This is a genomic window from Mesorhizobium sp. M1406 (assembly GCF_040317555.1).
Taxonomy (GTDB): Bacteria; Pseudomonadota; Alphaproteobacteria; order Rhizobiales; family Rhizobiaceae; genus Mesorhizobium.
Genome location: NZ_JAMYKW010000001.1, coordinates 194,136 through 212,955, shown reverse-complemented (window position 1 = coordinate 212,955; position 18,820 = coordinate 194,136). Strand labels below are relative to the sequence as shown.

Genomic DNA, 18,820 nt, shown 5'->3' with positions numbered 1-18,820 from the left:
TATGTCGGATACCATTCTGGTGCGGCCACGGGCCGAATTCCTGCGCGGTGTTTCCATGCGCGATGCCGGCACGCTGATCGGCCTTGTCGTGATTCTCGCTGTCTTCGGCGCGCTGGTGCCGGGCTTCTTTGCCGAGCGCAACCTGATCAACATCCTGCAGCAGTCGAGCATCAATGCCTGCCTGGCGCTGGGCATGACGCTGGTCATCATCTCCGGCGGCATCGACCTGTCTGTCGGACCGACGGCGGCACTCTCGGCCGTCATCTCGGCCTCGATGATGGTCGCCGGCGTGCCGTTTCCGCTCGCCATCGCCGCCGGCTTCGCCATTGGTCTCGCCTGCGGCCTCGTCAACGGCATCCTCGTCGCCTATGTCGGGCTGCAGCCCTTTATCGTCACATTGGGAACGCTCAGCACCTACCGGGCGCTGGCGCTGATCTACACCGGCGGCAATCCGGTGCTCGGCCTGCCGGCAAGCTTTCGCGCCGTCTTCAACGGCTCGCTGTTCGGGCTGCCGCTGGCGGTTATCATCGTGGCCTTCGTGGCTGTCGTCGCCTGGGTCGTCTTGAAGAAGACGCCGTTCGGCGAATATCTGCTCGCCGTCGGCGGCAATGAGGAGGCTGCCTACATTGCCGGCGTGCCGATCGCCCGCACAAAGATCGCCGCCTACATGATCTCCGGCCTGCTGGCAGCCCTTGCCGCGCAGATCCTGATCGGCCGGCTCGGTGCCGCCGAGCCCATCCTCGGCAATCTCTGGGAACTCGACGCTATCGCAGCTGCCGCCATCGGCGGCGCCTCGCTGATGGGCGGCAAGGGCAGTGTCGTCGGCACCATACTGGGCGCCGTCATCCTCGGCGCCATGCGCAACGGTTTGACGCTGATGAACGTGCAGTCCTTCTATCAGCTTCTGGCAACTGGTCTTATAATCCTCGCCGCGATGCTTATCGATCGCGTGACGAGGGGGCGTGGATGACCTTGAGCGGGCTGGACCTGAAGGCGGTAGGACCGCGCATCCGCATGATGATGCCGCATCTCACCCCGCTGGAGGCGAAGGTGGTGGAAACCGTCTTTGGCCGGCGCGGTTTTGACGAGAGCATCCCGCTGAAGCAGATTGCCGAGGAGGCCGGCGTATCCGAGGCGATGGTGGTCAAGATCGCCAAGAAGCTAGGCTTTTCCGGCTATCGCGATTTCCGCACCGCCGTCTATGAATACAGCCGCCTGCCGACCGCCGAGATGCATCAGGAACTATCATCCGACGACAGTTCGGCCGAGATCGTGCAAAAAGTGTTCCGCACTTCCATCCAGGCACTGGAGGAGACACTGGCGATCCTCGACATCGAGGATTTCGACCGCGCCGCCGATCTTCTCTACCGTGCGAAGAACCGGGATTTCTATGGCGTCGGCGGCTCGGCGCAGATCGCGCGCGACGTCTCCCACAAATTCCTGCGCATCGGCATCCGCGCATCCGTCTACGACGATTCGCATATGATGCTGATGTCGGCCTCGCTGCTCGGCGGCGATGATATCGCCGTCGGCTTCTCACATTCGGGCAACACCTCTGCCGTCATCGACGCCATTCAGCTGGCCCGCAAGAACGGTGCGCGCACGCTGGCCATCACCAATTACGACAACTCGCCGCTGGCCGCCGTTGCCGACATCGTGCTGTGCTCGACCGCGCAGGGCTCGCCGCTGATGGGCGAGAACGCGGCGGCGCGCATTGCCCAGCTCAACATCCTCGACGCGCTGTTCGTCGCCGTGGCGCAGCGCGACTACCAGGCGGCGGAGCGCAACCTCGGCCGCACCATGTCGGCGGTGGCATCGAAGCGAAAAGACCGGGGCTCATGACGACACCGCCGCTGGTCACCGTGTTCGGCAGCCTGCACTACGACATCATGGTCGACGCGCCCGACCGCCCGCGCAAGGGCGAGACGGTGACCGGCCATGCCTGGCACCCGAAATGCGGCGGCAAGGGCGGCAACCAGGCCGTCTCTGCGGCAAGGGCCGGTGTGCGCGCGGCGATGATCGGCGCGGTCGGTGACGATGATTTCGGGCGGGCGTTGCTGGCCAATCTCGATCGCGCCAGCGTCGATCGCCGCTTCGTGCGGGTGGCCGCTGGCGCCGGCTCCGGAATGAGCGTGGCGATCTTCGACCAGGGCGGCGACTATGGCGCGGTGATCGTCTCGGGCAGCAATCTCACTCTGGGCGATGCCGACATTGCCGCCGCTTCTGAAATGATGTCCCAAACGGCGGTGCTCCTGCTGCAGAACGAAGTGCCGGAAGCGGCCAACATCGCCGCCGCGCGCGTGGTGAAGGCGCAGGGCGGCCGCGTCGTGCTCAACGCGGCTCCGGCGCGCAAACTCTCCGGCGATTTGATCGCGATGGTCGACATATTGGTGGTCAACGCCATCGAGGCGGAGTTCCTGGCCAGTACGGCGGTGGTCGAGACGCTTGACGGGGCCTCGCAAGCCGCACGGCTGCTGGCCGATCTTTGCTCAGTCGCGATCGTGACGGCGGGCGGCGAAGGCGTCGCCTGTTGCGATCGGGCCGGCGAGGCCTTCGCGCTGCCTGCCATCCCGGTCAAGGTCGTCAGCACGCATGGCGCCGGCGACGAATTCGTCGGTGCGCTGGCTGCGGGGCTTGCCCGTGGACGGACCCCGCGAGCGGCCGTCACCGCCGCCAACGCGGCTTCGGCCTTGCTGGTCTCGACACCCGAGGCCGAGCGCGACGGCATCTGACTGGCTGGTTTCCACCTTGCCGAACCGCCGCGGCGGCCGCCTATCCTTGCGGCTTGGCGCGAATTCCGCTAAGGCGCGCCTTTGTCGCCGGGGAACACGGACTTGGACGATCAACGCGCCGATGTCGCCATCATCATGGGCAGCCAGTCCGACTGGGCGACGATGCGCCTTGCGGCCGAAACGCTGGAAGCCCTGGGCATTTCGCACAAGCGGCTGATCGTCTCCGCGCATCGCACACCCGACCGGCTCTATGATTTCGCCAAGGGCGCCAAGGCGGCCGGCTACAAGGTGATCATCGCCGGCGCCGGCGGTGCCGCGCACCTGCCCGGCATGACGGCGGCGATGACGCCGCTGCCGGTGTTCGGCGTACCGGTGGAATCGAAGGCGCTTTCCGGGCAGGATTCGCTGCTCTCCATCGTCCAGATGCCCGCCGGCATTCCGGTGGGGACGCTGGCCATAGGCAAGGCCGGTGCCACCAACGCAGCCCTTCTGGCCGCTGCCGTGCTGGCGCTGAATGATGGCAAGCTCGCCGTCCGTCTGGATGCCTGGCGCGCCGCACAGACCGCCAAGGTCGCGACCGAACCGACGGACACGCCGTGAGCCTGCCCGCCGGATCCACCATCGGCATCATTGGCGGCGGCCAGCTCGGCCGCATGCTGGCTGTTGCCGCCTCCCGCCTCGGCTACCGCACGGTGGTGCTGGAGCCGCAAGCGGATTGCCCGGCGGCGCAGGTCGCCAACCGGCAGATAGCAGCCCGCTATGACGACCCGGCAGCCCTTGCGGAACTGGCCGCGTCGAGTTCCGTCGTCACCTACGAGTTCGAGAACGTGCCGGTCGCAGCCGCCAGCGCTCTGGCCGCCAAGGTTCCGGTCCATCCGCCGGCGCGCGCGCTGGAAGTAGCGCAGGACCGGGTGGGCGAAAAAACATTCCTCAACGGCATCGGCATTGCCACTGCGGATTTTCACGCCGTCGACAATGATGACGAACTGACGGCAGCGCTGAAAGCGTTCGACGGCAGCGGCATCCTGAAGACCCGCCGCATGGGCTATGACGGCAAGGGCCAGCGCGTCTTCCGCAACATGGAAACGGGTGGCTTCGCCGGCACCTGCGAGGCAATGGGCAATGTGCCGCTAATCCTGGAGTCCTTCGTGCCGTTCGAGCGCGAGATTTCGGTGATCGCGGCGCGTGGGCTGGACGGCGAGGTCGTCGCCTACGATCCGGCCGAGAATATCCACCGCAACGGCATTCTCCACACATCGACCTTGCCGGCCGCCATTATGCCCGGAACCGCGGAAGCGGCACGAATGGCGGCATCGAATATCCTGTCGGCGCTGAACTATGTCGGCGTCATCGGCGTCGAGTTCTTCGTGCTCGCCGACGGCTCGCTGCTGGCCAACGAAATCGCGCCGCGTGTTCACAATTCCGGCCATTGGACGGAAGCAGCCTGCATCGTTTCGCAGTTCGAACAGCACATCCGCGCCGTTGCCGGTCTGCCGCTGGGGAATCCCCAGCGGCATTCCGATTGCGTGATGGAGAACCTGATCGGCGACGATGTGCTGCGTGTTCCGGCCCTGCTCGCCGAGCCGGACCTGATGCTGCACCTCTATGGCAAGGCCGAGGCACGCCCCGGCCGCAAGATGGGCCATTTCACCCGGATCAGCCGTCGCGCCTAACTCCCGAAACAGGCTTACTGCACGTCGTCGCTCACGTCTTCGTCGGGGCTGGCGCAACTGGCATCGCCTTCCTCGCAATTGGCGGCGGCAGCGAGCTGCTCGATGCGATCATTGGTCAGCCTGGCCAGGCATTGCGAAACTTCCATCGGATGGATCGAACCGCCCGCGCTGGCCGCGGTGGAATGCGCGCACTCTGCATCGCGAAAAGCGATCCAGGCGCGTTGCGCCACCTGCAGCAGTCTCTTGTCGTCGGCGTCATCCGCGCTGATGAGGTCTTGGTAGGCCTTGTTGAGCCTGGAGTCGGCTTCCTGGTAATCCTCCCCGGCGCAGATGTTCATCATCTGCTGGCTGTCGTCGCCGCGATCGCATTCCTGCGCGCGGGCAACCGAAGCTCCCGCCAGCACGAGAATGCAGGCAGACAGGAAAATTCGGCGCATATCCATCCCCAAATCACTTCATGATGGCCGCATCATCCCAGCCGGCTGGAGCCCGCGCAATGCCGCAAGGCCGACATGGCGGATATTTGATGATATGGAGAGACGGAGCACGCTTGCGGTTGACACGGACAAGGCTCCTCGTTTATGAGCCACCCACAGTTCAAAGGCGCGTCTTCTGGCGCGCCTTAAAATTTCGACCCAGACCGGGTCCACACCGACAGGCAAGACCATGAAGATCAAGAATTCGCTCAAGGCGCTGAAGGCGCGTCACCGCGACAACCAGCTGGTTCGCCGCAAGGGCCGCGTCTACATCATCAACAAGACCGCCCCGCGCTACAAGGCACGCCAGGGCTGAGTTTTCGGGCTGGAGGCATCGCCTCCGCCAGTTGATGCTTGTCGCCGGCCTGCCGGCCTTCTCACGCTAAAATCACTTTGACGTTCCGCCACCCGGGGCTAGAGTCCCGCGATGCGGATTCTTTTTGCATTTTTGACGTCTCTGCTTGTTTCCGGCGCCATTTATGGCCCGGCACGGGCGGATGATGCTGTCGCGCCGCCAGCCACCCAGGACGCGCCGCCGGTCGCAACGACGAAGCAGGCCCGTCTCGACCGGCTGTTCAACGACCTGAAGCGCGAGCGCAACGAAAAGGTGGCCGAGCGCATTGCCGGCGAAATCTGGAATGAGTGGTCGCAATCCGGCAGCGCCTCGATCGATCTGATGATGCAGTGGTCGCAGAAGGCTGTCGAAGGCCAGAAGTTCGACGTCGCGCTCGATTTCCTCGACCAGGTGGTGACCTTGCAGCCGACCTATGCCGAAGGCTGGAACCGGCGCGCCACCGTGCATTTCATGATGAAAAACTACGGCAAGTCGATGTCCGACATCGACCATACGCTGCAGCTCGAGCCGCGCCATTTCGGCGCGCTGTCGGGCTTGGCGCAGATCATGGCGCTGACCGGCCACAAGCAATCGGCACTCGAGGCCTGGCAGAAAGTGCTGGCCATCTATCCGATGATGCGCAGCGCCCAGGACCAGGTCGGCACGCTTTCGGAAGAGCTTGCCGGAGAAGGCATTTAAGGGAGTAGGCAGTAGGGATTAGGCAGTAGGTGAGATCGCGTTGCGTACATTCCTACTGCCTATTCCCTACTGCCTACTGCCTATTCCCTACTGCCTATTCCCTATTCCCTATTTGCTACTCCACAACTTATCCCCCTCCACCCCGTATCTCCCCCATGAACCTGATCTACGCCGCTCTTGCCTTCCTGATGACGCTTGCCTTCGGCTTTGTCGGCGTCACCCGCGCCGGTTCATGGCTGATCGAACGCGGCAATCCGTCGATTGGTGAATTCGCCGACATCGATGGCGCCCGCATCCACTATGTCCATATTCCAGGGTCCGTGAACGCCGAGTTGCCACCGATCGTCTTCATCCACGGCGCTAGCGCCAATCTCAGGGATCAGATGCTGCCGCTGCGGCCATTGCTCAAAGGTCGCGCCGAAATGCTGTTCTTCGACCGACCAGGCCACGGCTGGTCGGGTCGTGGTCCCGGCAACAACGAGGACCCGTCGGCTCAGGCCAACACCATCGCCGCGTTGATGGACCGTCTGGGCATCAGGAAGGCTGTTATCGTCGGTCATTCCTTCGGTGGTGTGGTGACATCGACTTTCGGCCGCGAGCATTCCGACAGGACGCTTGGCCTGGTCTTTCTCGCGCCGGCAACTCATCCGTGGCCGGGCGGCGCAACCTCCTGGTACTACCATCTGACGACCATTCCGGTGATCGGCTGGCTGTTTTCCGAGACGCTGACCTATCCGACGGGAAGGCTGCGGATGGAAGACGCCACGACCTGCGTCTTCTCGCCCAACAAGGTGCCGGACAACTATCTCGCCGCGGCCTCTATCCCGTTGGTACTGCGACCATCGGCCTTTCGTGCCAACGCCGCCGATGTCGCCGGGCTCTATCGCTACGCCCTTGGCGCCGCACCGCACTACAACCAGATCAAGGCGCCAACCGTGGTCATTTCGGGCGATCGCGACAAAGTCGTCTATGCGGAGATTCACTCGATCGGCCTCGCCCGCGACATTGCCGGCGCCGAACTCATCTGGGTGCACAATCTCGGCCACAAGCCGGACTGGATCGCGCCCGACCTGGCCGTCGGCGCCATCGAGAAGGTCGCCGGCAAGAACATCGACCTGCAGGCGATTGCGAAGGCTGTGGAAGCGCGCGTCGCCGGCGACGCTTACGGCGCCGGCGGATGTGCTGATATCAAGGCGCCGCAGGCCGAACTCGCGCCGACCTGATCACGCCTAACGGTTCGGACGGTCGATCTAACGGCTCGTCTGCACGTCCGATCCGACATAGGCGATGCGCAGCATATTGGTCGAGCCCGGCGTCCTCAGCGGCACGCCGGCGGTGATGATGACGCGGTCGCCGGGCTTGCCGAAGCCTTCCTCGAAGGCGATGCGACAGGCGCGGTCGACCATGTCGTCAAGATCGATTGCGTCGGGTGAGACGACGCAATGCGTGCCCCATAGCAGCGACAGCCGCCGCGCCGTGTTGACGATCGGCGACAGCGCGATGATCGGCACTTGCGGACGTTCGCGGGCGGCGCGCAGGCCCGTGGTGCCGGACGCCGTGTAGGTGATGATCGCCGACAGTTTCAGCGTCTCGGCGATCTCGCGGGCGGCCAGCGAAATGGCGTCGGCGCCGGTCGCTTCCGGCTCGGAACGCTGGGCGTTGATGATGCCGGCATAGGTCGGATCGGTTTCAACCTTGGTGGCGATACGGTTCATCATCGCCACGGCTTCGACGGGATAGGCGCCCGCCGCCGATTCCGCCGACAGCATGATGGCATCGGCGCCTTCGAAGACGGCGATCGAAACATCCGACACCTCGGCACGGGTCGGCACCGGTGCTGTGATCATAGATTCCAGCATCTGCGTGGCTACCACCACCGGCTTGCCGGCGCGGCGAGCCGCGCGCGTGATCTGCTTCTGGATGCCGGGCACCGCCTCGAGCGGCATCTCGACGCCGAGATCACCGCGGGCGACCATCAGCGCGTCGGACAGCTCGATGATTTCGGCCAGCCGGGCGACGGCTTGCGGCTTTTCGATCTTGGCCATGATCAGCGCCCGGCCGCGCGCGATCTTGCGCGCCTCGGCAAGATCCTCCGGCCGCTGCACGAAGGACAGCGCGACCCAGTCTACGCCTGTGGCCAGCACGGCATCGAGATCCTTGCGGTCCTTCTCGGTCAGCGCGCCGACCGGCAGGTCGGTGTCGGGCAGGCTGACGCCCTTCTTGTCGGAGATCGTGGTGCCGGCGACCACGGTGCAGACGATCGACTTGCCGTCGCTTCTCACCGCTTTCAGCTCGAGCTTGCCGTCGTCGATCAGCAGGCGATGTCCGGCCTCGACCGAGGTCAGGATTTCGGGATGCGGCAGATAGACCCTGGTCGAGGTGCCGGGCTCGGGATTGTCGTCGAGCGTGAAGGTCTGACCGACAGTCAGCACTTCCTTGCCATTGGCGAACTTGCCGACGCGCAGTTTTGGTCCTTGCAGATCGGCCAGGATGCCGATCGGCCGGCCGACCGCTTCCTCGACAGTGCGGATGCGTCCGACCAGCGTGCGCATCAGCTCGTGATCGGTGTGGCTCATATTGATGCGGAACACATCGGCGCCAGCTTCGAACAGTTTCTTCAGCATCTCCTCCGACGAGGAGGCCGGACCGATGGTGGCTAGGATCTTGACCTTGCGGCTACGTCTCATTGACTGTTTGTTCCCGGGGCGGCTGGAGCGCCTCCCGTTGTGGACTCATCGGTCAGCTGGACCATCCAGCTTGCCTGTTCGCCCGTGTCATATTCCTGGAATCCGGCGCGCTGGAAGCCCCGGGCGACGCAATCGGTTACGCCGGCGATCTTGAACTCTTTTTCAGCCACGCACATGTTGATCGGGCCGTCCCAGCGTCCGCCGCGCTCGGCGTCTTCTGCATAAAGATAGTAAAACCTTGATGACAGCGGCCCTTCGATCAGCGTCTTGCAGCTCGATCCCTCGATGTGCCACCAGCCCTCGGTGATCCAGCCGGCCTTGGCGCGATAGCCGATACCGACACCGACCAGGTTCTGCGTGGCGTTGCAGACGCGGAAATCGGCACGCGCCGGCGAGGCCATGACCATCGTCGACAGGCCGACGGCAAGGATCAGGAGCGGCATGGCAAAGGCAGAGCGCATGCGCTGCCTGCCAGCGGAACTCATCCGAAAACCCCTCAAGAACCACATCAGCATCTCTCTGCGCCCCTTTTCGGAAATGTCCGGGCGCATGTCAACGCACCGTTTTGTTCAATTCCAATCGATTTAGAAGGCTCCGGCGCACGATTCACCGAGCTCCGCCAGATTTCCCGGGAAACCTTGGCCAAACAACGGCATTGCGCAAGCGTCGTCTTCGTGGAATGACGATAGCACCCTCCCCGGAAGCCAGCGAACAGACCATTTCCCGCCAATGACCCGATCCACAGTTTTCGCGCCTTTCGACGTTGTCGAAGGCGACCGCAAGCGAGGCATCGTGCTCTTGTGCGACCATGCCCGCCGCGACCTACCCGACGATTATGGCAGGCTCGGCCTGCCGGCGGCGGAGTTCGACCGCCACATCGCCTACGACATCGGGGTCGAAACGGTAACGCGCGAACTGGCCGCCTTGCTCGGCGTGCCGGCGGTGCTCGCCAATTTTTCGCGGCTGCTGATCGATCCCAATCGCGGCGAGGACGATCCGACGCTCATTCGCCAGCTTTATGACGGCACCGTCGTGCCCGGGAATTACCCCATCGCTCCCGAGGAGCGTGAAAGGCGGCTCGATGGCTTCTACCGGCCCTATCACGACGCTGTCGGCGCCATGATAGCCTCGGTCGCACGGGCTTCCGCGTGGACGCCCTTCATCTTCTCCGTGCATTCCTTCACGCCTGTCATGCAAGGCATACAGCGTCCCTGGCATGTTGGTATCCTGTGGGACCGGGACGACCGGGTGGCACGGCCGCTGATCGACATGCTGGCCGAGGACAAGAGCCTGGCCGTCGGCGACAACGAACCTTACGACGGCGCGCTGCGCGGCGACACCATGTACAAGCACGCCATCGTCAACGGTTTTGCTCATGCGCTGATCGAGATCCGCCAGGATTTGATAGCAGACCAGAAGGGCGCTCTGGCATGGGCCGAACGGTTGGCGCCGATCGTTGACGCGATCAACCGTCGTCCCGATATACATGTCGTCAAGCAATTCGGCTCCCGCACCGGGCCGCTGTAAGGAGGTTTCGATGACCGGACTCAGCGACGAGCAGCAACGCGCTTTCGAGGCCGCCGCCTTTCGCCGGCTCGTCGAGCATCTGCGCGAGCGCAACGACGTGCAGAATATCGACCTGATGAACCTCGCCGGCTTCTGCCGCAACTGCCTGTCGAACTGGTACCGCGAGGCGGCCAATGCGGAGGGCGTCGACCTGAGCAAGGACCAGTCGCGCGAGATCGTCTACGGCATGCCTTACGCGCAATGGCAGGCACTCAACCAGACCGAGGCCTCCGACGCCAAGAAGGCCGAATTCGAGGCAAGGCGTCCCAAGGACCACTAAGCCCGCTTTGGCCCAAGCGCTTTCGAAATAGAGCGCTTGACTGAAAATTGAATCGATCTAATTTGCCGCGCGAAGCCATTTTCTGACCGGATTCGCCTTATGAACGCGTCAAACGCCATGCAGACTGCCATTCGCGGACGATGGGCCGTCGCGGCCATTTTCCTCGCCAACGGCTTTCTGACCGGCAGCTGGGCGCCGCAGATCCCGGTGTTCCTGACCCGGCTCGACATCTCGAAGTTCACGCTCGGCCTGCTGATCCTGCTGTTTGGCGCCGGCGCCGTCGCCGCCATGACCTGGTGCGGCCATTTGATCTCCAGACATGGTTCGCGCACCGTGCTGCGCTGGTTCGGCCTTTGCGGCAGCCTCGGCCTGCTGGTCGTGGCGCTGGCGCCTAATGTGCCGCTGGCGGCCATCGCCATGTTCATCTTCGGCGGCTCGATCGGCGGCATGGATGTCGCCATGAACGCCAATGCGGTGGTGGTCGAACGGCGGCTCTCCCGCGCCATCATGTCGTCCTCGCATGGCTTCTGGAGCCTCGGCGGTTTCGCCGGCGGCGGCCTCGGCGGCTTTGCCATTCAGACCTACGGCCATCTCGCCCACGCGGCGGTGGTCACCGCTCTCGCCCTCGCGGTGATCGCGGTGGCGGTTCGCCATCTGGTCGGCGAGGATAGGCCGCGGGCGGCCGAGCATCACAAATTCACGCTGCCGGCAAACCCGCTGGTTTATCTGGTCGGCCTGATGGCGCTGCTGACGATGATCTCCGAAGGCGCGGTGCTCGACTGGGCGGCGCTGTATCTCAGGCAGGAACTCGGCGCCGACCTTGCCATCGCCGGCCTCGCTTACGCTGCCTTTTCCGGTGTCATGGCGATCATGCGCTTCTTCGGCGACGGCGTCCGCAATCGCTTCGGCGCGGTCGCGACCCTACGCGGCTCGGCGGTTGTCGCGGCCGCCGGCATGCTGATCGCCGGGCTGTCGCCCTCGCCCTGGCTCGCAATCGCCGCCTTTGCCCTGTGCGGCTTCGGCATCGCCAACATGGTGCCGATCATCTTCTCGGCCGGCGGCAACCAGGAAGGCATGTCGTCGGGCATCGGAATGAGCGTCGTCACCACGATGGGCTATTCCGGCATATTGGTGGCGCCCTCGGCGATCGGCTTCGTTGCCGAGCATTCCAGCTTCGGCCCGATCTTCGTCGCCATGTCGGGGTTGCTGATCGTCGTTCTGCTGATGGCCGGCCTTGCTCACCGCGCGGAGTTCGCCGCCGCGCCGGCCGAATAGCGCTTCAGTTCCTCGTAGAGGAAATCCGCGACGCGGCGGATGCGCACGCTGGTGCGCACGTCGCGATGCATCGCCAGCCATACCGGCAGAACCGGCAGTGGCAGGCCCGGCAGCAGCTTCTCTACCGATGGATCACGGTCGACCACCGGCTCCTGGCCGAGACCGACGCCGTTTCCCGCCCGCACCGCCTCCCACAAAACGATCTGGTTGTCGGCCCTGAAGCGGAAACTGCTCCGGGTGACAGGGATGCCATACTGGGTAAAGCCTCTAATGATGTCGTCGCTGCGGTCGAAGCCGACCAAATCGTGGTCGACAAGGTCGGCAGGCTCCAGCGGCCGGCCGCGCCGGTCGAGATAGGATTTGGCCGCGCAGGCGCAAAGCGGAATATCGCAGACCTTGCGCGCCGTCAGCTCGTTCTGCGCCGGCTTGACCATACGGATGGCGATATCGGCATCGCGGCGCAACAGGTTTTCGACTTGATTCGAGGCAACGATCTCGACCTCGATACCCGGCTCCTCGAGCCCAAGCCGCGCCATCATGGCCGGCAGCACATAGGCAGCCACCACTTCGCTGGCGGCGATGCGCACCGTGCCTTCGATTGCCTCGACCGATCCCAGCGCCAGCAGTGAGAAGGCGCTTGCCTGCTCGCTGACCGCCTTGCCGCGTTCGAACAACGTGCTGCCGGCTTCCGTCAGTTCATAGCCGCGCCGCCCGCGCCGGAACAGCGTGACACCCAGCGCCTGTTCGAGCTCGCCGATGTGACGACCGAGCGTCGGCTGACTTGCCGAGAGTTTTCGCGCCGCGGCCGACAAGCTGCCGGTTTCCGCAACGGTGACGAAGCTCTTGATCAGGTTCCAGTCGATTTCAGTCATTCATTTATGAATAACAAAGCTCCAGCGATAGTCAATTTCCATTCGCATTCGAGGCGACCATATTCCGGCTGCAGACACCAACACGGACTGCAAACACCAACCTGGAGAACTCAAATGACCAAGATCGCTCTCACCGCCGCCGCCATCCTCATTTCCGCCAGCGCTGCTTTTGCCGGCAGCGACAAGTTTGGCTCGAACGACGCCAGCCAGCCGACTGTGGCCAGCATCGACAACACGACCACCACGTCGATCGGCAACCCGGACGCGGCCGTCCAGAAGCCGGCGACGCAAGGCAGCAACCGCGAGATCTTCGGCAACCGCTGATCCGATCGCGCTTGTCGCCGATCCGATCGCGCTTGTCGCTGATCGCCCCTCCCCAACGACCACGCAAATTCCAAATCAGGAGTATTTCCAATGACCAAGATCGCAATTCTCGGTGCCAATGGCCGGCTCGGCCGCGTGGTCGCCAAGGCCTTCATCGATGCCGGCTACGATGTCCGCGCAATCACCCGCAGCGGCAAGGTGCCGGCCGAGCTCAACGGCGCCACGGCGGTCGCCGGCGACGCGCTCGACCGTGAAGGCTTGATCCGCGCCACGCAAGGCGTCGACATCATCTTCAACGGCCTCAACCCGATCTACACCGACTGGGGCAAGTGCCTGCCGATGGCCGAGAACGTCATGGCCGCCTGCCATGCGAATGGCACGCTGCACCTCTTCCCCGGCACCGTCTACAATTACGGCTCGCCGGTGCCGGCGGTGATCACCGAGAACACGCCCTTTCACCCGACGACCGAGAAGGGCCGCATTCGCACCGCGATGGAAGACCTGTTTCGCCGCGAGGCCGACGCCGGCCGGGTGCGTACCATTCTCTTGCGCGCCGGCGACTTCTTCGGCGGCACCGGCAGCGGTTCATGGTTCGACCTGGTCGTCGCCGCCAAGATGGCCAAGGGCATCTACACCGCACCTGGTCCAGTCGATCTGGTGCATGAATGGGCCTACCTGCCGGACTTCGCCAAGGCCTTCGTCGGCCTGGCGGAAAACCTCGATAAGCTCGGCACCTATGAAGCTCTGAACCTTCCCGGCCATGCAATCACCGACCGGCAACTCAAGGCCGCGGCAGAGAAGTCACTCGGTCGCCCGCTCAAACTGACCTCCATGCCGTGGTGGGTGCTGCGCGCCGGCAGCCCGTTCGTGGCGATGTGGCGCGAGATCGTGTCGATGTCCTATCTGCGCTTCGAGCCGCATCAACTGGTTTCGACGCGGCTGGAAGGCATCATCGGTGCGATCCCCCACACGCCGCTGGATCAGGCGGTCACTGAAGCTCTTGAGGATATCGGCATCGCCACCGTGAATGGCGCTGCGAAAGCTGCCTGACAGGCCCGGCGGGCAGCCATGGCGGCCTGCCCGATCTCTTTACATCGATAGGTCTCCTGGAAGGGCGGCTAGACCCGCCCCATCAACACCAGCACCAGGAGCACTACCAGCACCACCCCGACAATGCCCGACGGCCCATAGCCCCAGGAACGCGAATGCGGCCAGGCTGGCACAGCGCCAATGAGGACGAGGACCAGAACGATGATGATAATGGTGGTGATCGGCATGGGAAACTCCCTGCACGGCATTGCTCTTGGAGAGAACAATGCGAAAGGCCGCCCGGTTGTTCCGGGCGGCCTTTGCCGGTCAAATCGGCATTGGGTCTATTCGGCGGCTTTTGGAAAGGCGATCTCCGGCTCCGCTCCGACATCCTGCCCCGGCGCATCGGTCGAAGAAATCTCGCCCTTGCCGCGCCGGAACAGCCGGCTGAACCAGCCGCGCCGCGTGCCGGGCTTGACCTTGGCGCGGGTGAACACCATCAGCATCGACGGCGTCACCACCAGCGTCAGCACGGTGGCGAAGGACAGGCCGAAGACGATCGCCGACGACAGCGAAATCCACCATTGCGTCGACGGTGCGTTGATCGTCGTCTCGTGATGGAAGATTTCGAGGCCAAGGCCGAAGGCGATCGGCAGCACGCCGAGAATGGCCGACACCGCCGTCAGCACCACCGGGCGGGCGCGTTCGCGGCAGGTCTGCAGCACCGCCTCGACCTTGTCCCAACCCTCTTCGCGCAGCCTGTCATAGGTGTCGATCAGCACGATGTTGTTATTCACCACCACGCCGGCCAGCGCGATGACGCCGATGCCCGACATGACGATGCCGAACGTCTCGCCTGTTATCAGCAGTCCGAGGAACACACCGATCGTCGCCATGACCACGCAGGACAGCACCAGCCAGACGCTGGTGAACTTGTTGAACTGCGCCAAAAGCACGAGGAAGATCAGGAAGATCGCCGCTCCGAAGGCCTTGCTGAGAAAGGCGCTGGCTTCGGCGCTGTCCTCGTTCGAGCCAGCCAGCTTCCAGCGGATGCCGCTGCCCAGATCCATATCGGAGACGGCCTTGCTGACCTGCTCCTGCACTGCCGCGACCTGGGCGCCGGCGGCAACGTTGGCCTGGACGACCACCGTACGGGCGCCGTCGATGCGGTTGAGGATACCGACTGTCGGTTCAGGCTTGCGCACGACGAAGTTCGAGATCGGTACCGAGCCTTGCGAGGTCTGCACCCGCAATTCGTCGAGCGTCGACAGCGTGCGCCGGTCTTCGGGCAGGCGAAGCCGGATGTCGACGGCGTCATCGGCGCCGGCCGGACGGTATTCCGAAAGTTTCAACCCGTTGGTCACCAGTTGCACCACGGTGCCGACCGAGGTCGGGCTGATGCCGTACTGCGCCGCCTTGGCGCGGTCGACCTCGAGCGCCCAGTCGACGCCGGGCGGAGGCAAACCATCGGAGATATCTATGACGCCAGGAACCTTGCCGATGCGCGCCGCGACCGCACGGGCTTTGTCGTCGAGCCCCTTGGGGTCGACGGCCGAAAGCCTGATCTGGATCGGCTTGCCGGTCGGTGGGCCGGCCTCCGGCACGCGCACCTCGACATCGACGCCGGGAATGCCGGCCATGACGCCGCGCAAATCGTCCAGGATATGGTTCGCCGACTTGCGCTCGCGCCAGTCGATGAACTCGTACTGGATGACGCCGACGACGTCTTCGGGAATGTCCTGGCCGCCGCCTTGCGTCTTGCCGACGCGGGTGTAGACCGACTTCACACCCGGCCAGCCGAGCAGCCTGTCTTCCGCGATCTTGGTCGCCGTATCCATTTCGGCCAGCGAAAGATTGCCGCGCGCGTGCACGTAAAGCAGGCCGTAATCCGGCTCGACATTCGGGAAGAACTCGACGCCGGCGCCGTATTTCGAATAGGCAAAACCGACGCCGAACAGCAGCGCGACGGTCAGCACCAGCACGGTGATCGGGAAGCGCACCGCTTGCTTGACGATCGCCATGTACCAGCCGTCGCGATTGTCATCCTCGTGATGCGGCGGCGCCTTGGCGAAGATCGCACCCAGCGTCGGCGCGAAGACCAGCGCGTAGAGCATCGAGGCCGACAGCGTGACGATCAGGGTGATCGGCATGTACTTCATGAAGTCGCCGATGATGCCGGGCCAGAACAGCAGCGGCGAGAAGGCGGCGATACGCGTCATCGTCGCCGCGATGACCGGACCGGCCATGCGCTTGGCGGCGAGCGCGAAGGCTTCCTCCTTCGGCATGCCTTCGCTCATCCGTCGCTCGGCGAACTCGGTGACGATGATGGCATCGTCGACCAGCATGCCGACGGCCAGGATGAGGCTGAACAGCACGATCATGTTGATCGTGTAGCCCATCATCGCCAGCAGCAGGATGCCGATCAGGAAGGACGACGGAATGGCCAGGCCAATGAGCAGCGAGGCACGGCCGGACAGCGCATAGAGGATGACGATGAACACCAGGATGACGGCGATCATGACGTGGTTCTGCAGATCGCCCAGCAGCTGGTTGACGAAGACGGACTTGTCCTGCGTGTAGGTGACGTTCATGCCCGCGGGCATGGATTTGACGAACTCGTCGGACACCGTCCGCACCTTGGCGATGGTATCGATCAGGTTGGAGCCTATGCGCTTCTTGACTTCGATGGCGATGGCCGGCTTGCCGTTGAGGCGGGTCACCGTCTCGGCATCCTTGAAGGTCGAGCGGATCGTGGCGATGTCCTTGGCCTGCACCACGGCATTGGGGCCGGCGACCACCGGCAGTGCCGCCACATCCTCCGGCGTCTCGATCAGCGAAGGCACCTTGACGGCATACTTGCCTTCCGAGCCTTCGATGTTGCCGGCGGCGACCAGACTGTTGGAGTTGCCGACCGCACCGATCAGCTGATCGAGCTGCAGCCCGTAGGAAGACAGCTTCATCGGGTCGATGACGACCTCGACCAGGTCGTCGCGCGCACCTTGCAGCGAGCCTTCGAGAACGCCCGGCACTTCCTCGATGCGGTCGCGCAGTTCGCGTGCCGCGGCGGTCAGCACGCGTTCGGGCAATTCGCCCGACAGCGTGACGACGAGCACCGGAAACTCGGAAATGTTGACTTCGTTGACTGTCGGTTCCTCGGCCGCCTGTGGCAGGTCGGCCTTGGCGTCCTGCACCTTGCTGCGCGTGTCCTGCAGCGCGGTGGCCAGATTGGTCTGCGGCTGGAATTCGACCAGCACGTAGCCGCCGCCCTGGAAGGCGGCCGAACGCATTTCCTTGAGGCCCTTCAAGCTTTTCAGCTTGCTTTCCATCGGCCGCAGCAGAAGCCGCTCCGAATCCTCAGGCGAAATGCCCTGATAGATCAGGCTGATATACATCATCGGAATCGGAACGTCGGGCTCCGCTTCCTTCGGCGTCGACTGATAGGCGACCGCCCCGGCAAGGATCAGGAAGACCAGGACCGAGATGGTCAGCCGGGCATTGTTGATTGCGAGTCTGACGATATCCATGGCTAACGCCTGTTTTTGAATTTCAGGAGCTGCGTCGCAGCCGATTGTCCCCGTCCAGGGCTAGTCCATCGCGATATTACTGCGTGCCGGCCGTTGCCTCGCCCAGCAGCTTCTTGATGGTCGCCTGGTCGGCCTCGACCGGATTGACCAGATCGCCTTCCTTCACCAGTTCCTGGCCGGCGACGATGATGCGCGCATCGGCCGGAATGCCGCCGAGCACGAGGCCGGTCGGCGTATCGTCGACGAGGTCGATCGGGAAGAACGCCACCTTGTTGTCCTTGCCGACGGCACGGATGCCGAGGTCGCCCTTGTCGCCCAGCGTCACCACCGAGCGCGGCAGCAGGACCGCGTCGGTCGGTTGTGCGTTGAGCGCGATTTCGGCCGTCATGCCAGCCGGCACGGAGCCGTCGCCGTTGGGGATCGCCACCTCGACGCGGAAGGTGCGGGTCGCCGACGATGCGTCGCGGCTGATGTAGCGCACGGTGCCTTCGACGGTCTGACCGCTGACCAGTCGCACATTGGCCTTGTCGCCCAGCTTGAGGTAGCCGAGGTCGCGCTCGCTGATTTCGCCGCGGGCAATCACCGGATCGAGCTTGAGGATGGTTGCCACCTCGCCGCCCTGCATGATGGAACTGCCGAGCTCCACCGGCACCCGGTCGATGACGCCGTCGAAAGGCGCTTTCACCTCATTGCGGTCGAGTTCGGCCTGTGCGGTTTCCAGCAGCGACTGCGCCGAGGTCAGGTTCGAGCGCGCGGTGTCGAGCTGCAGCTTCGGCAGATTGCCAGTCTTCATCAGCCGCAAACCCGCGTCCAATTCGGCCTGGCGCTGCACCACGAGCTGCCTGGCGTTGTCGACCATGGAGATCTTTTCTTCCGCCGCAAGCATCAGCACCAGATCGCCGGTCTTGACGTGCTGGCCCTGCTTGACCGGCAGCTTGTCGATGACGCCGGCGACGCGCGTCGCCAGCACCGCCCGCTTGTCGGCTTCGGTCAGCCCGGAAACGCGGATGGCGCGTGCATAGGTCTTGCGCGGCGGCGTCACCACCGCCACGGTGCGCAGCGGTGCCTTCGGCTCGGCTTCCGCCGCTCTGGGCTTGTTGGCGTCCGGCGCCTTGGCCTGCTCGACTTCGGCTGCCTTGGCCTTGTTGGCGGCCACGCTGCCGACGGACGAAAACTCGCCTGTCGCCATCCAGGCCGCGAAACCAATGAGCACAACAATGGCTGCAAGCTTGTGAAACCTGATTCTCGGCATCTTCGTTGTTTTCCACTGCGGGTTCGGCCGGCGTCCTCATAACGCGGGCGCGTCGCCGATATGGGTGCGCGCCAAGCCGTGTTCAATTTGCCGTGAT

The 18,820-nt window shown here is 64.2% G+C and carries 20 protein-coding genes; 13 read left to right on the top strand and 7 right to left on the bottom strand.

The window, feature by feature from the left end; translation table 11 throughout:
* Position 1 precedes the first annotated feature (1 nt).
* The 5 genes from NKH03_RS01050 (at position 2) to NKH03_RS01030 (ending at position 4,405) form a co-directional block, all read left to right on the top strand.
* Entirely contained in the window at positions 2-970 is a 969-nt protein-coding gene (locus NKH03_RS01050; RefSeq protein ID WP_352864741.1) for an ABC transporter permease, read from the top strand.
* Entirely contained in the window at positions 967-1,842 is an 876-nt protein-coding gene (locus NKH03_RS01045; protein WP_352864744.1) for a MurR/RpiR family transcriptional regulator, read from the top strand. The genes NKH03_RS01050 and NKH03_RS01045 overlap by 4 nt, the downstream gene beginning before the upstream one ends.
* Positions 1,839-2,732 (top strand): ribokinase, encoded by an 894-nt coding sequence (locus NKH03_RS01040; protein WP_352864748.1) that lies wholly within the window; start codon positions 1,839-1,841, stop codon positions 2,730-2,732. Before NKH03_RS01045 ends, NKH03_RS01040 begins: the two co-directional genes overlap by 4 nt.
* 102 nt (positions 2,733-2,834) lie before the next feature.
* Positions 2,835-3,332, top strand: a complete 498-nt coding sequence (gene purE / locus NKH03_RS01035) for a 5-(carboxyamino)imidazole ribonucleotide mutase (RefSeq protein WP_352966758.1) — start codon at positions 2,835-2,837, stop codon at positions 3,330-3,332.
* Complete coding sequence (locus tag NKH03_RS01030; protein ID WP_352966757.1) at positions 3,329-4,405, top strand: 5-(carboxyamino)imidazole ribonucleotide synthase; 1,077 nt, start codon at positions 3,329-3,331, stop codon at positions 4,403-4,405. The genes purE and NKH03_RS01030 overlap by 4 nt, the downstream gene beginning before the upstream one ends.
* 14 nt (positions 4,406-4,419) lie before the next feature.
* Here the strand turns inward: NKH03_RS01030 and NKH03_RS01025 are convergent, their stop codons facing one another.
* The gene (locus NKH03_RS01025) at positions 4,420-4,842 is read right to left on the bottom strand and encodes a lysozyme inhibitor LprI family protein (RefSeq protein WP_352966756.1); all 423 of its coding nucleotides are present in this window, start codon (positions 4,840-4,842) and stop codon (positions 4,420-4,422) included.
* 229 nt (positions 4,843-5,071) lie between these two features.
* On the opposite strand from NKH03_RS01025, the gene ykgO reads away from it, so the two are divergent.
* The 3 genes from ykgO to NKH03_RS01010 all read left to right on the top strand — a co-directional run bounded on the left by ykgO (position 5,072) and on the right by NKH03_RS01010 (position 7,137).
* A complete protein-coding gene (gene ykgO, locus NKH03_RS01020; protein ID WP_006327841.1) occupies positions 5,072-5,197 on the top strand; it encodes a type B 50S ribosomal protein L36 in 126 nt (41 codons plus the stop codon).
* Positions 5,198-5,308: 111 nt separating this feature from the next.
* Complete coding sequence (locus tag NKH03_RS01015) at positions 5,309-5,914, top strand: tetratricopeptide repeat protein (protein WP_352966755.1); 606 nt, start codon at positions 5,309-5,311, stop codon at positions 5,912-5,914.
* Between the two features lie 155 nt (positions 5,915-6,069).
* The gene (locus NKH03_RS01010) at positions 6,070-7,137 is read left to right on the top strand and encodes an alpha/beta fold hydrolase (protein ID WP_352966754.1); all 1,068 of its coding nucleotides are present in this window, start codon (positions 6,070-6,072) and stop codon (positions 7,135-7,137) included.
* A gap of 27 nt (positions 7,138-7,164) precedes the next feature.
* Here NKH03_RS01010 and pyk read toward each other — a convergent pair whose 3' ends face one another.
* Both pyk and NKH03_RS01000 read right to left on the bottom strand, forming a co-directional pair.
* Complete coding sequence (pyk, locus tag NKH03_RS01005; RefSeq protein ID WP_352864763.1) at positions 7,165-8,601, bottom strand: pyruvate kinase; 1,437 nt, start codon at positions 8,599-8,601, stop codon at positions 7,165-7,167.
* Positions 8,598-9,044 (bottom strand): DUF1036 domain-containing protein, encoded by a 447-nt coding sequence (locus NKH03_RS01000; protein WP_352966972.1) that lies wholly within the window; start codon positions 9,042-9,044, stop codon positions 8,598-8,600. Before NKH03_RS01000 ends, pyk begins: the two co-directional genes overlap by 4 nt.
* Positions 9,045-9,330: 286 nt before the next feature.
* Here NKH03_RS01000 and NKH03_RS00995 point away from each other — a divergent pair, with 286 nt between their 5' ends.
* The 3 genes from NKH03_RS00995 (at position 9,331) to NKH03_RS00985 (ending at position 11,722) form a co-directional block, all read left to right on the top strand.
* A complete protein-coding gene (locus NKH03_RS00995) occupies positions 9,331-10,128 on the top strand; it encodes an N-formylglutamate amidohydrolase (RefSeq protein ID WP_352864765.1) in 798 nt (265 codons plus the stop codon).
* 10 nt (positions 10,129-10,138) lie between these two features.
* Positions 10,139-10,447, top strand: a complete 309-nt coding sequence (locus NKH03_RS00990) for a DUF1244 domain-containing protein (protein ID WP_352966753.1) — start codon at positions 10,139-10,141, stop codon at positions 10,445-10,447.
* Between the two features lie 99 nt (positions 10,448-10,546).
* On the top strand, positions 10,547-11,722 hold the full coding sequence (locus NKH03_RS00985) for an MFS transporter (protein ID WP_352966752.1): 1,176 nt from the start codon (positions 10,547-10,549) through the stop codon (positions 11,720-11,722).
* Here the strand turns inward: NKH03_RS00985 and NKH03_RS00980 are convergent.
* Complete coding sequence (locus NKH03_RS00980) at positions 11,686-12,594, bottom strand: LysR family transcriptional regulator (protein ID WP_352966751.1); 909 nt, start codon at positions 12,592-12,594, stop codon at positions 11,686-11,688. The two genes, NKH03_RS00985 and NKH03_RS00980, sit on opposite strands and share 37 nt — an antisense overlap.
* A gap of 114 nt (positions 12,595-12,708) precedes the next feature.
* Between NKH03_RS00980 and NKH03_RS00975 the strand changes: the two genes are divergently transcribed.
* Together NKH03_RS00975 and NKH03_RS00970 are read left to right on the top strand one after the other, a co-directional pair.
* Complete coding sequence (locus tag NKH03_RS00975; protein ID WP_352864773.1) at positions 12,709-12,918, top strand: DUF680 domain-containing protein; 210 nt, start codon at positions 12,709-12,711, stop codon at positions 12,916-12,918.
* 90 nt (positions 12,919-13,008) lie between these two features.
* Positions 13,009-13,968, top strand: coding sequence for an SDR family oxidoreductase (locus NKH03_RS00970; protein ID WP_352966750.1), 960 nt, complete (start codon positions 13,009-13,011; stop codon positions 13,966-13,968).
* Positions 13,969-14,036: 68 nt separating this feature from the next.
* On the opposite strand, the gene NKH03_RS00965 is transcribed toward NKH03_RS00970, so the two are convergent.
* The 3 genes from NKH03_RS00965 to NKH03_RS00955 all read right to left on the bottom strand — a co-directional run bounded on the left by NKH03_RS00965 (position 14,037) and on the right by NKH03_RS00955 (position 18,723).
* Positions 14,037-14,195, bottom strand: a complete 159-nt coding sequence (locus NKH03_RS00965; protein ID WP_032908138.1) for a DUF3309 family protein — start codon at positions 14,193-14,195, stop codon at positions 14,037-14,039.
* Between the two features lie 96 nt (positions 14,196-14,291).
* Positions 14,292-17,471, bottom strand: a complete 3,180-nt coding sequence (locus NKH03_RS00960; protein WP_352864778.1) for an efflux RND transporter permease subunit — start codon at positions 17,469-17,471, stop codon at positions 14,292-14,294.
* Positions 17,472-17,547: 76 nt separating this feature from the next.
* On the bottom strand, positions 17,548-18,723 hold the full coding sequence (locus tag NKH03_RS00955; protein ID WP_352864780.1) for an efflux RND transporter periplasmic adaptor subunit: 1,176 nt from the start codon (positions 18,721-18,723) through the stop codon (positions 17,548-17,550).
* Positions 18,724-18,820: the final 97 nt, after the last annotated feature.

Coding starts and splice junctions, on each gene's coding strand:
- NKH03_RS01010 (WP_352966754.1), top strand. CDS start 6,070: ATGAACCTGATCTACGCCGCTCTTGCCTTCCTGATGACGCTTGCCTTC.
- NKH03_RS00965 (WP_032908138.1), bottom strand. CDS start 14,195: ATGCCGATCACCACCATTATCATCATCGTTCTGGTCCTCGTCCTCATT.
- NKH03_RS00975 (WP_352864773.1), top strand. CDS start 12,709: ATGACCAAGATCGCTCTCACCGCCGCCGCCATCCTCATTTCCGCCAGC.
- NKH03_RS01000 (WP_352966972.1), bottom strand. CDS start 9,044: ATGCCGCTCCTGATCCTTGCCGTCGGCCTGTCGACGATGGTCATGGCC.
- ykgO (WP_006327841.1), top strand. CDS start 5,072: ATGAAGATCAAGAATTCGCTCAAGGCGCTGAAGGCGCGTCACCGCGAC.
- NKH03_RS01045 (WP_352864744.1), top strand. CDS start 967: ATGACCTTGAGCGGGCTGGACCTGAAGGCGGTAGGACCGCGCATCCGC.
- NKH03_RS01025 (WP_352966756.1), bottom strand. CDS start 4,842: ATGCGCCGAATTTTCCTGTCTGCCTGCATTCTCGTGCTGGCGGGAGCT.
- NKH03_RS01050 (WP_352864741.1), top strand. CDS start 2: ATGTCGGATACCATTCTGGTGCGGCCACGGGCCGAATTCCTGCGCGGT.
- NKH03_RS00990 (WP_352966753.1), top strand. CDS start 10,139: ATGACCGGACTCAGCGACGAGCAGCAACGCGCTTTCGAGGCCGCCGCC.
- NKH03_RS00995 (WP_352864765.1), top strand. CDS start 9,331: ATGACCCGATCCACAGTTTTCGCGCCTTTCGACGTTGTCGAAGGCGAC.
- NKH03_RS00985 (WP_352966752.1), top strand. CDS start 10,547: ATGAACGCGTCAAACGCCATGCAGACTGCCATTCGCGGACGATGGGCC.
- NKH03_RS00970 (WP_352966750.1), top strand. CDS start 13,009: ATGACCAAGATCGCAATTCTCGGTGCCAATGGCCGGCTCGGCCGCGTG.
- NKH03_RS00980 (WP_352966751.1), bottom strand. CDS start 12,594: ATGACTGAAATCGACTGGAACCTGATCAAGAGCTTCGTCACCGTTGCG.
- NKH03_RS01040 (WP_352864748.1), top strand. CDS start 1,839: ATGACGACACCGCCGCTGGTCACCGTGTTCGGCAGCCTGCACTACGAC.
- NKH03_RS00960 (WP_352864778.1), bottom strand. CDS start 17,471: ATGGATATCGTCAGACTCGCAATCAACAATGCCCGGCTGACCATCTCG.
- pyk (WP_352864763.1), bottom strand. CDS start 8,601: ATGAGACGTAGCCGCAAGGTCAAGATCCTAGCCACCATCGGTCCGGCC.
- NKH03_RS01015 (WP_352966755.1), top strand. CDS start 5,309: ATGCGGATTCTTTTTGCATTTTTGACGTCTCTGCTTGTTTCCGGCGCC.
- NKH03_RS00955 (WP_352864780.1), bottom strand. CDS start 18,723: ATGCCGAGAATCAGGTTTCACAAGCTTGCAGCCATTGTTGTGCTCATT.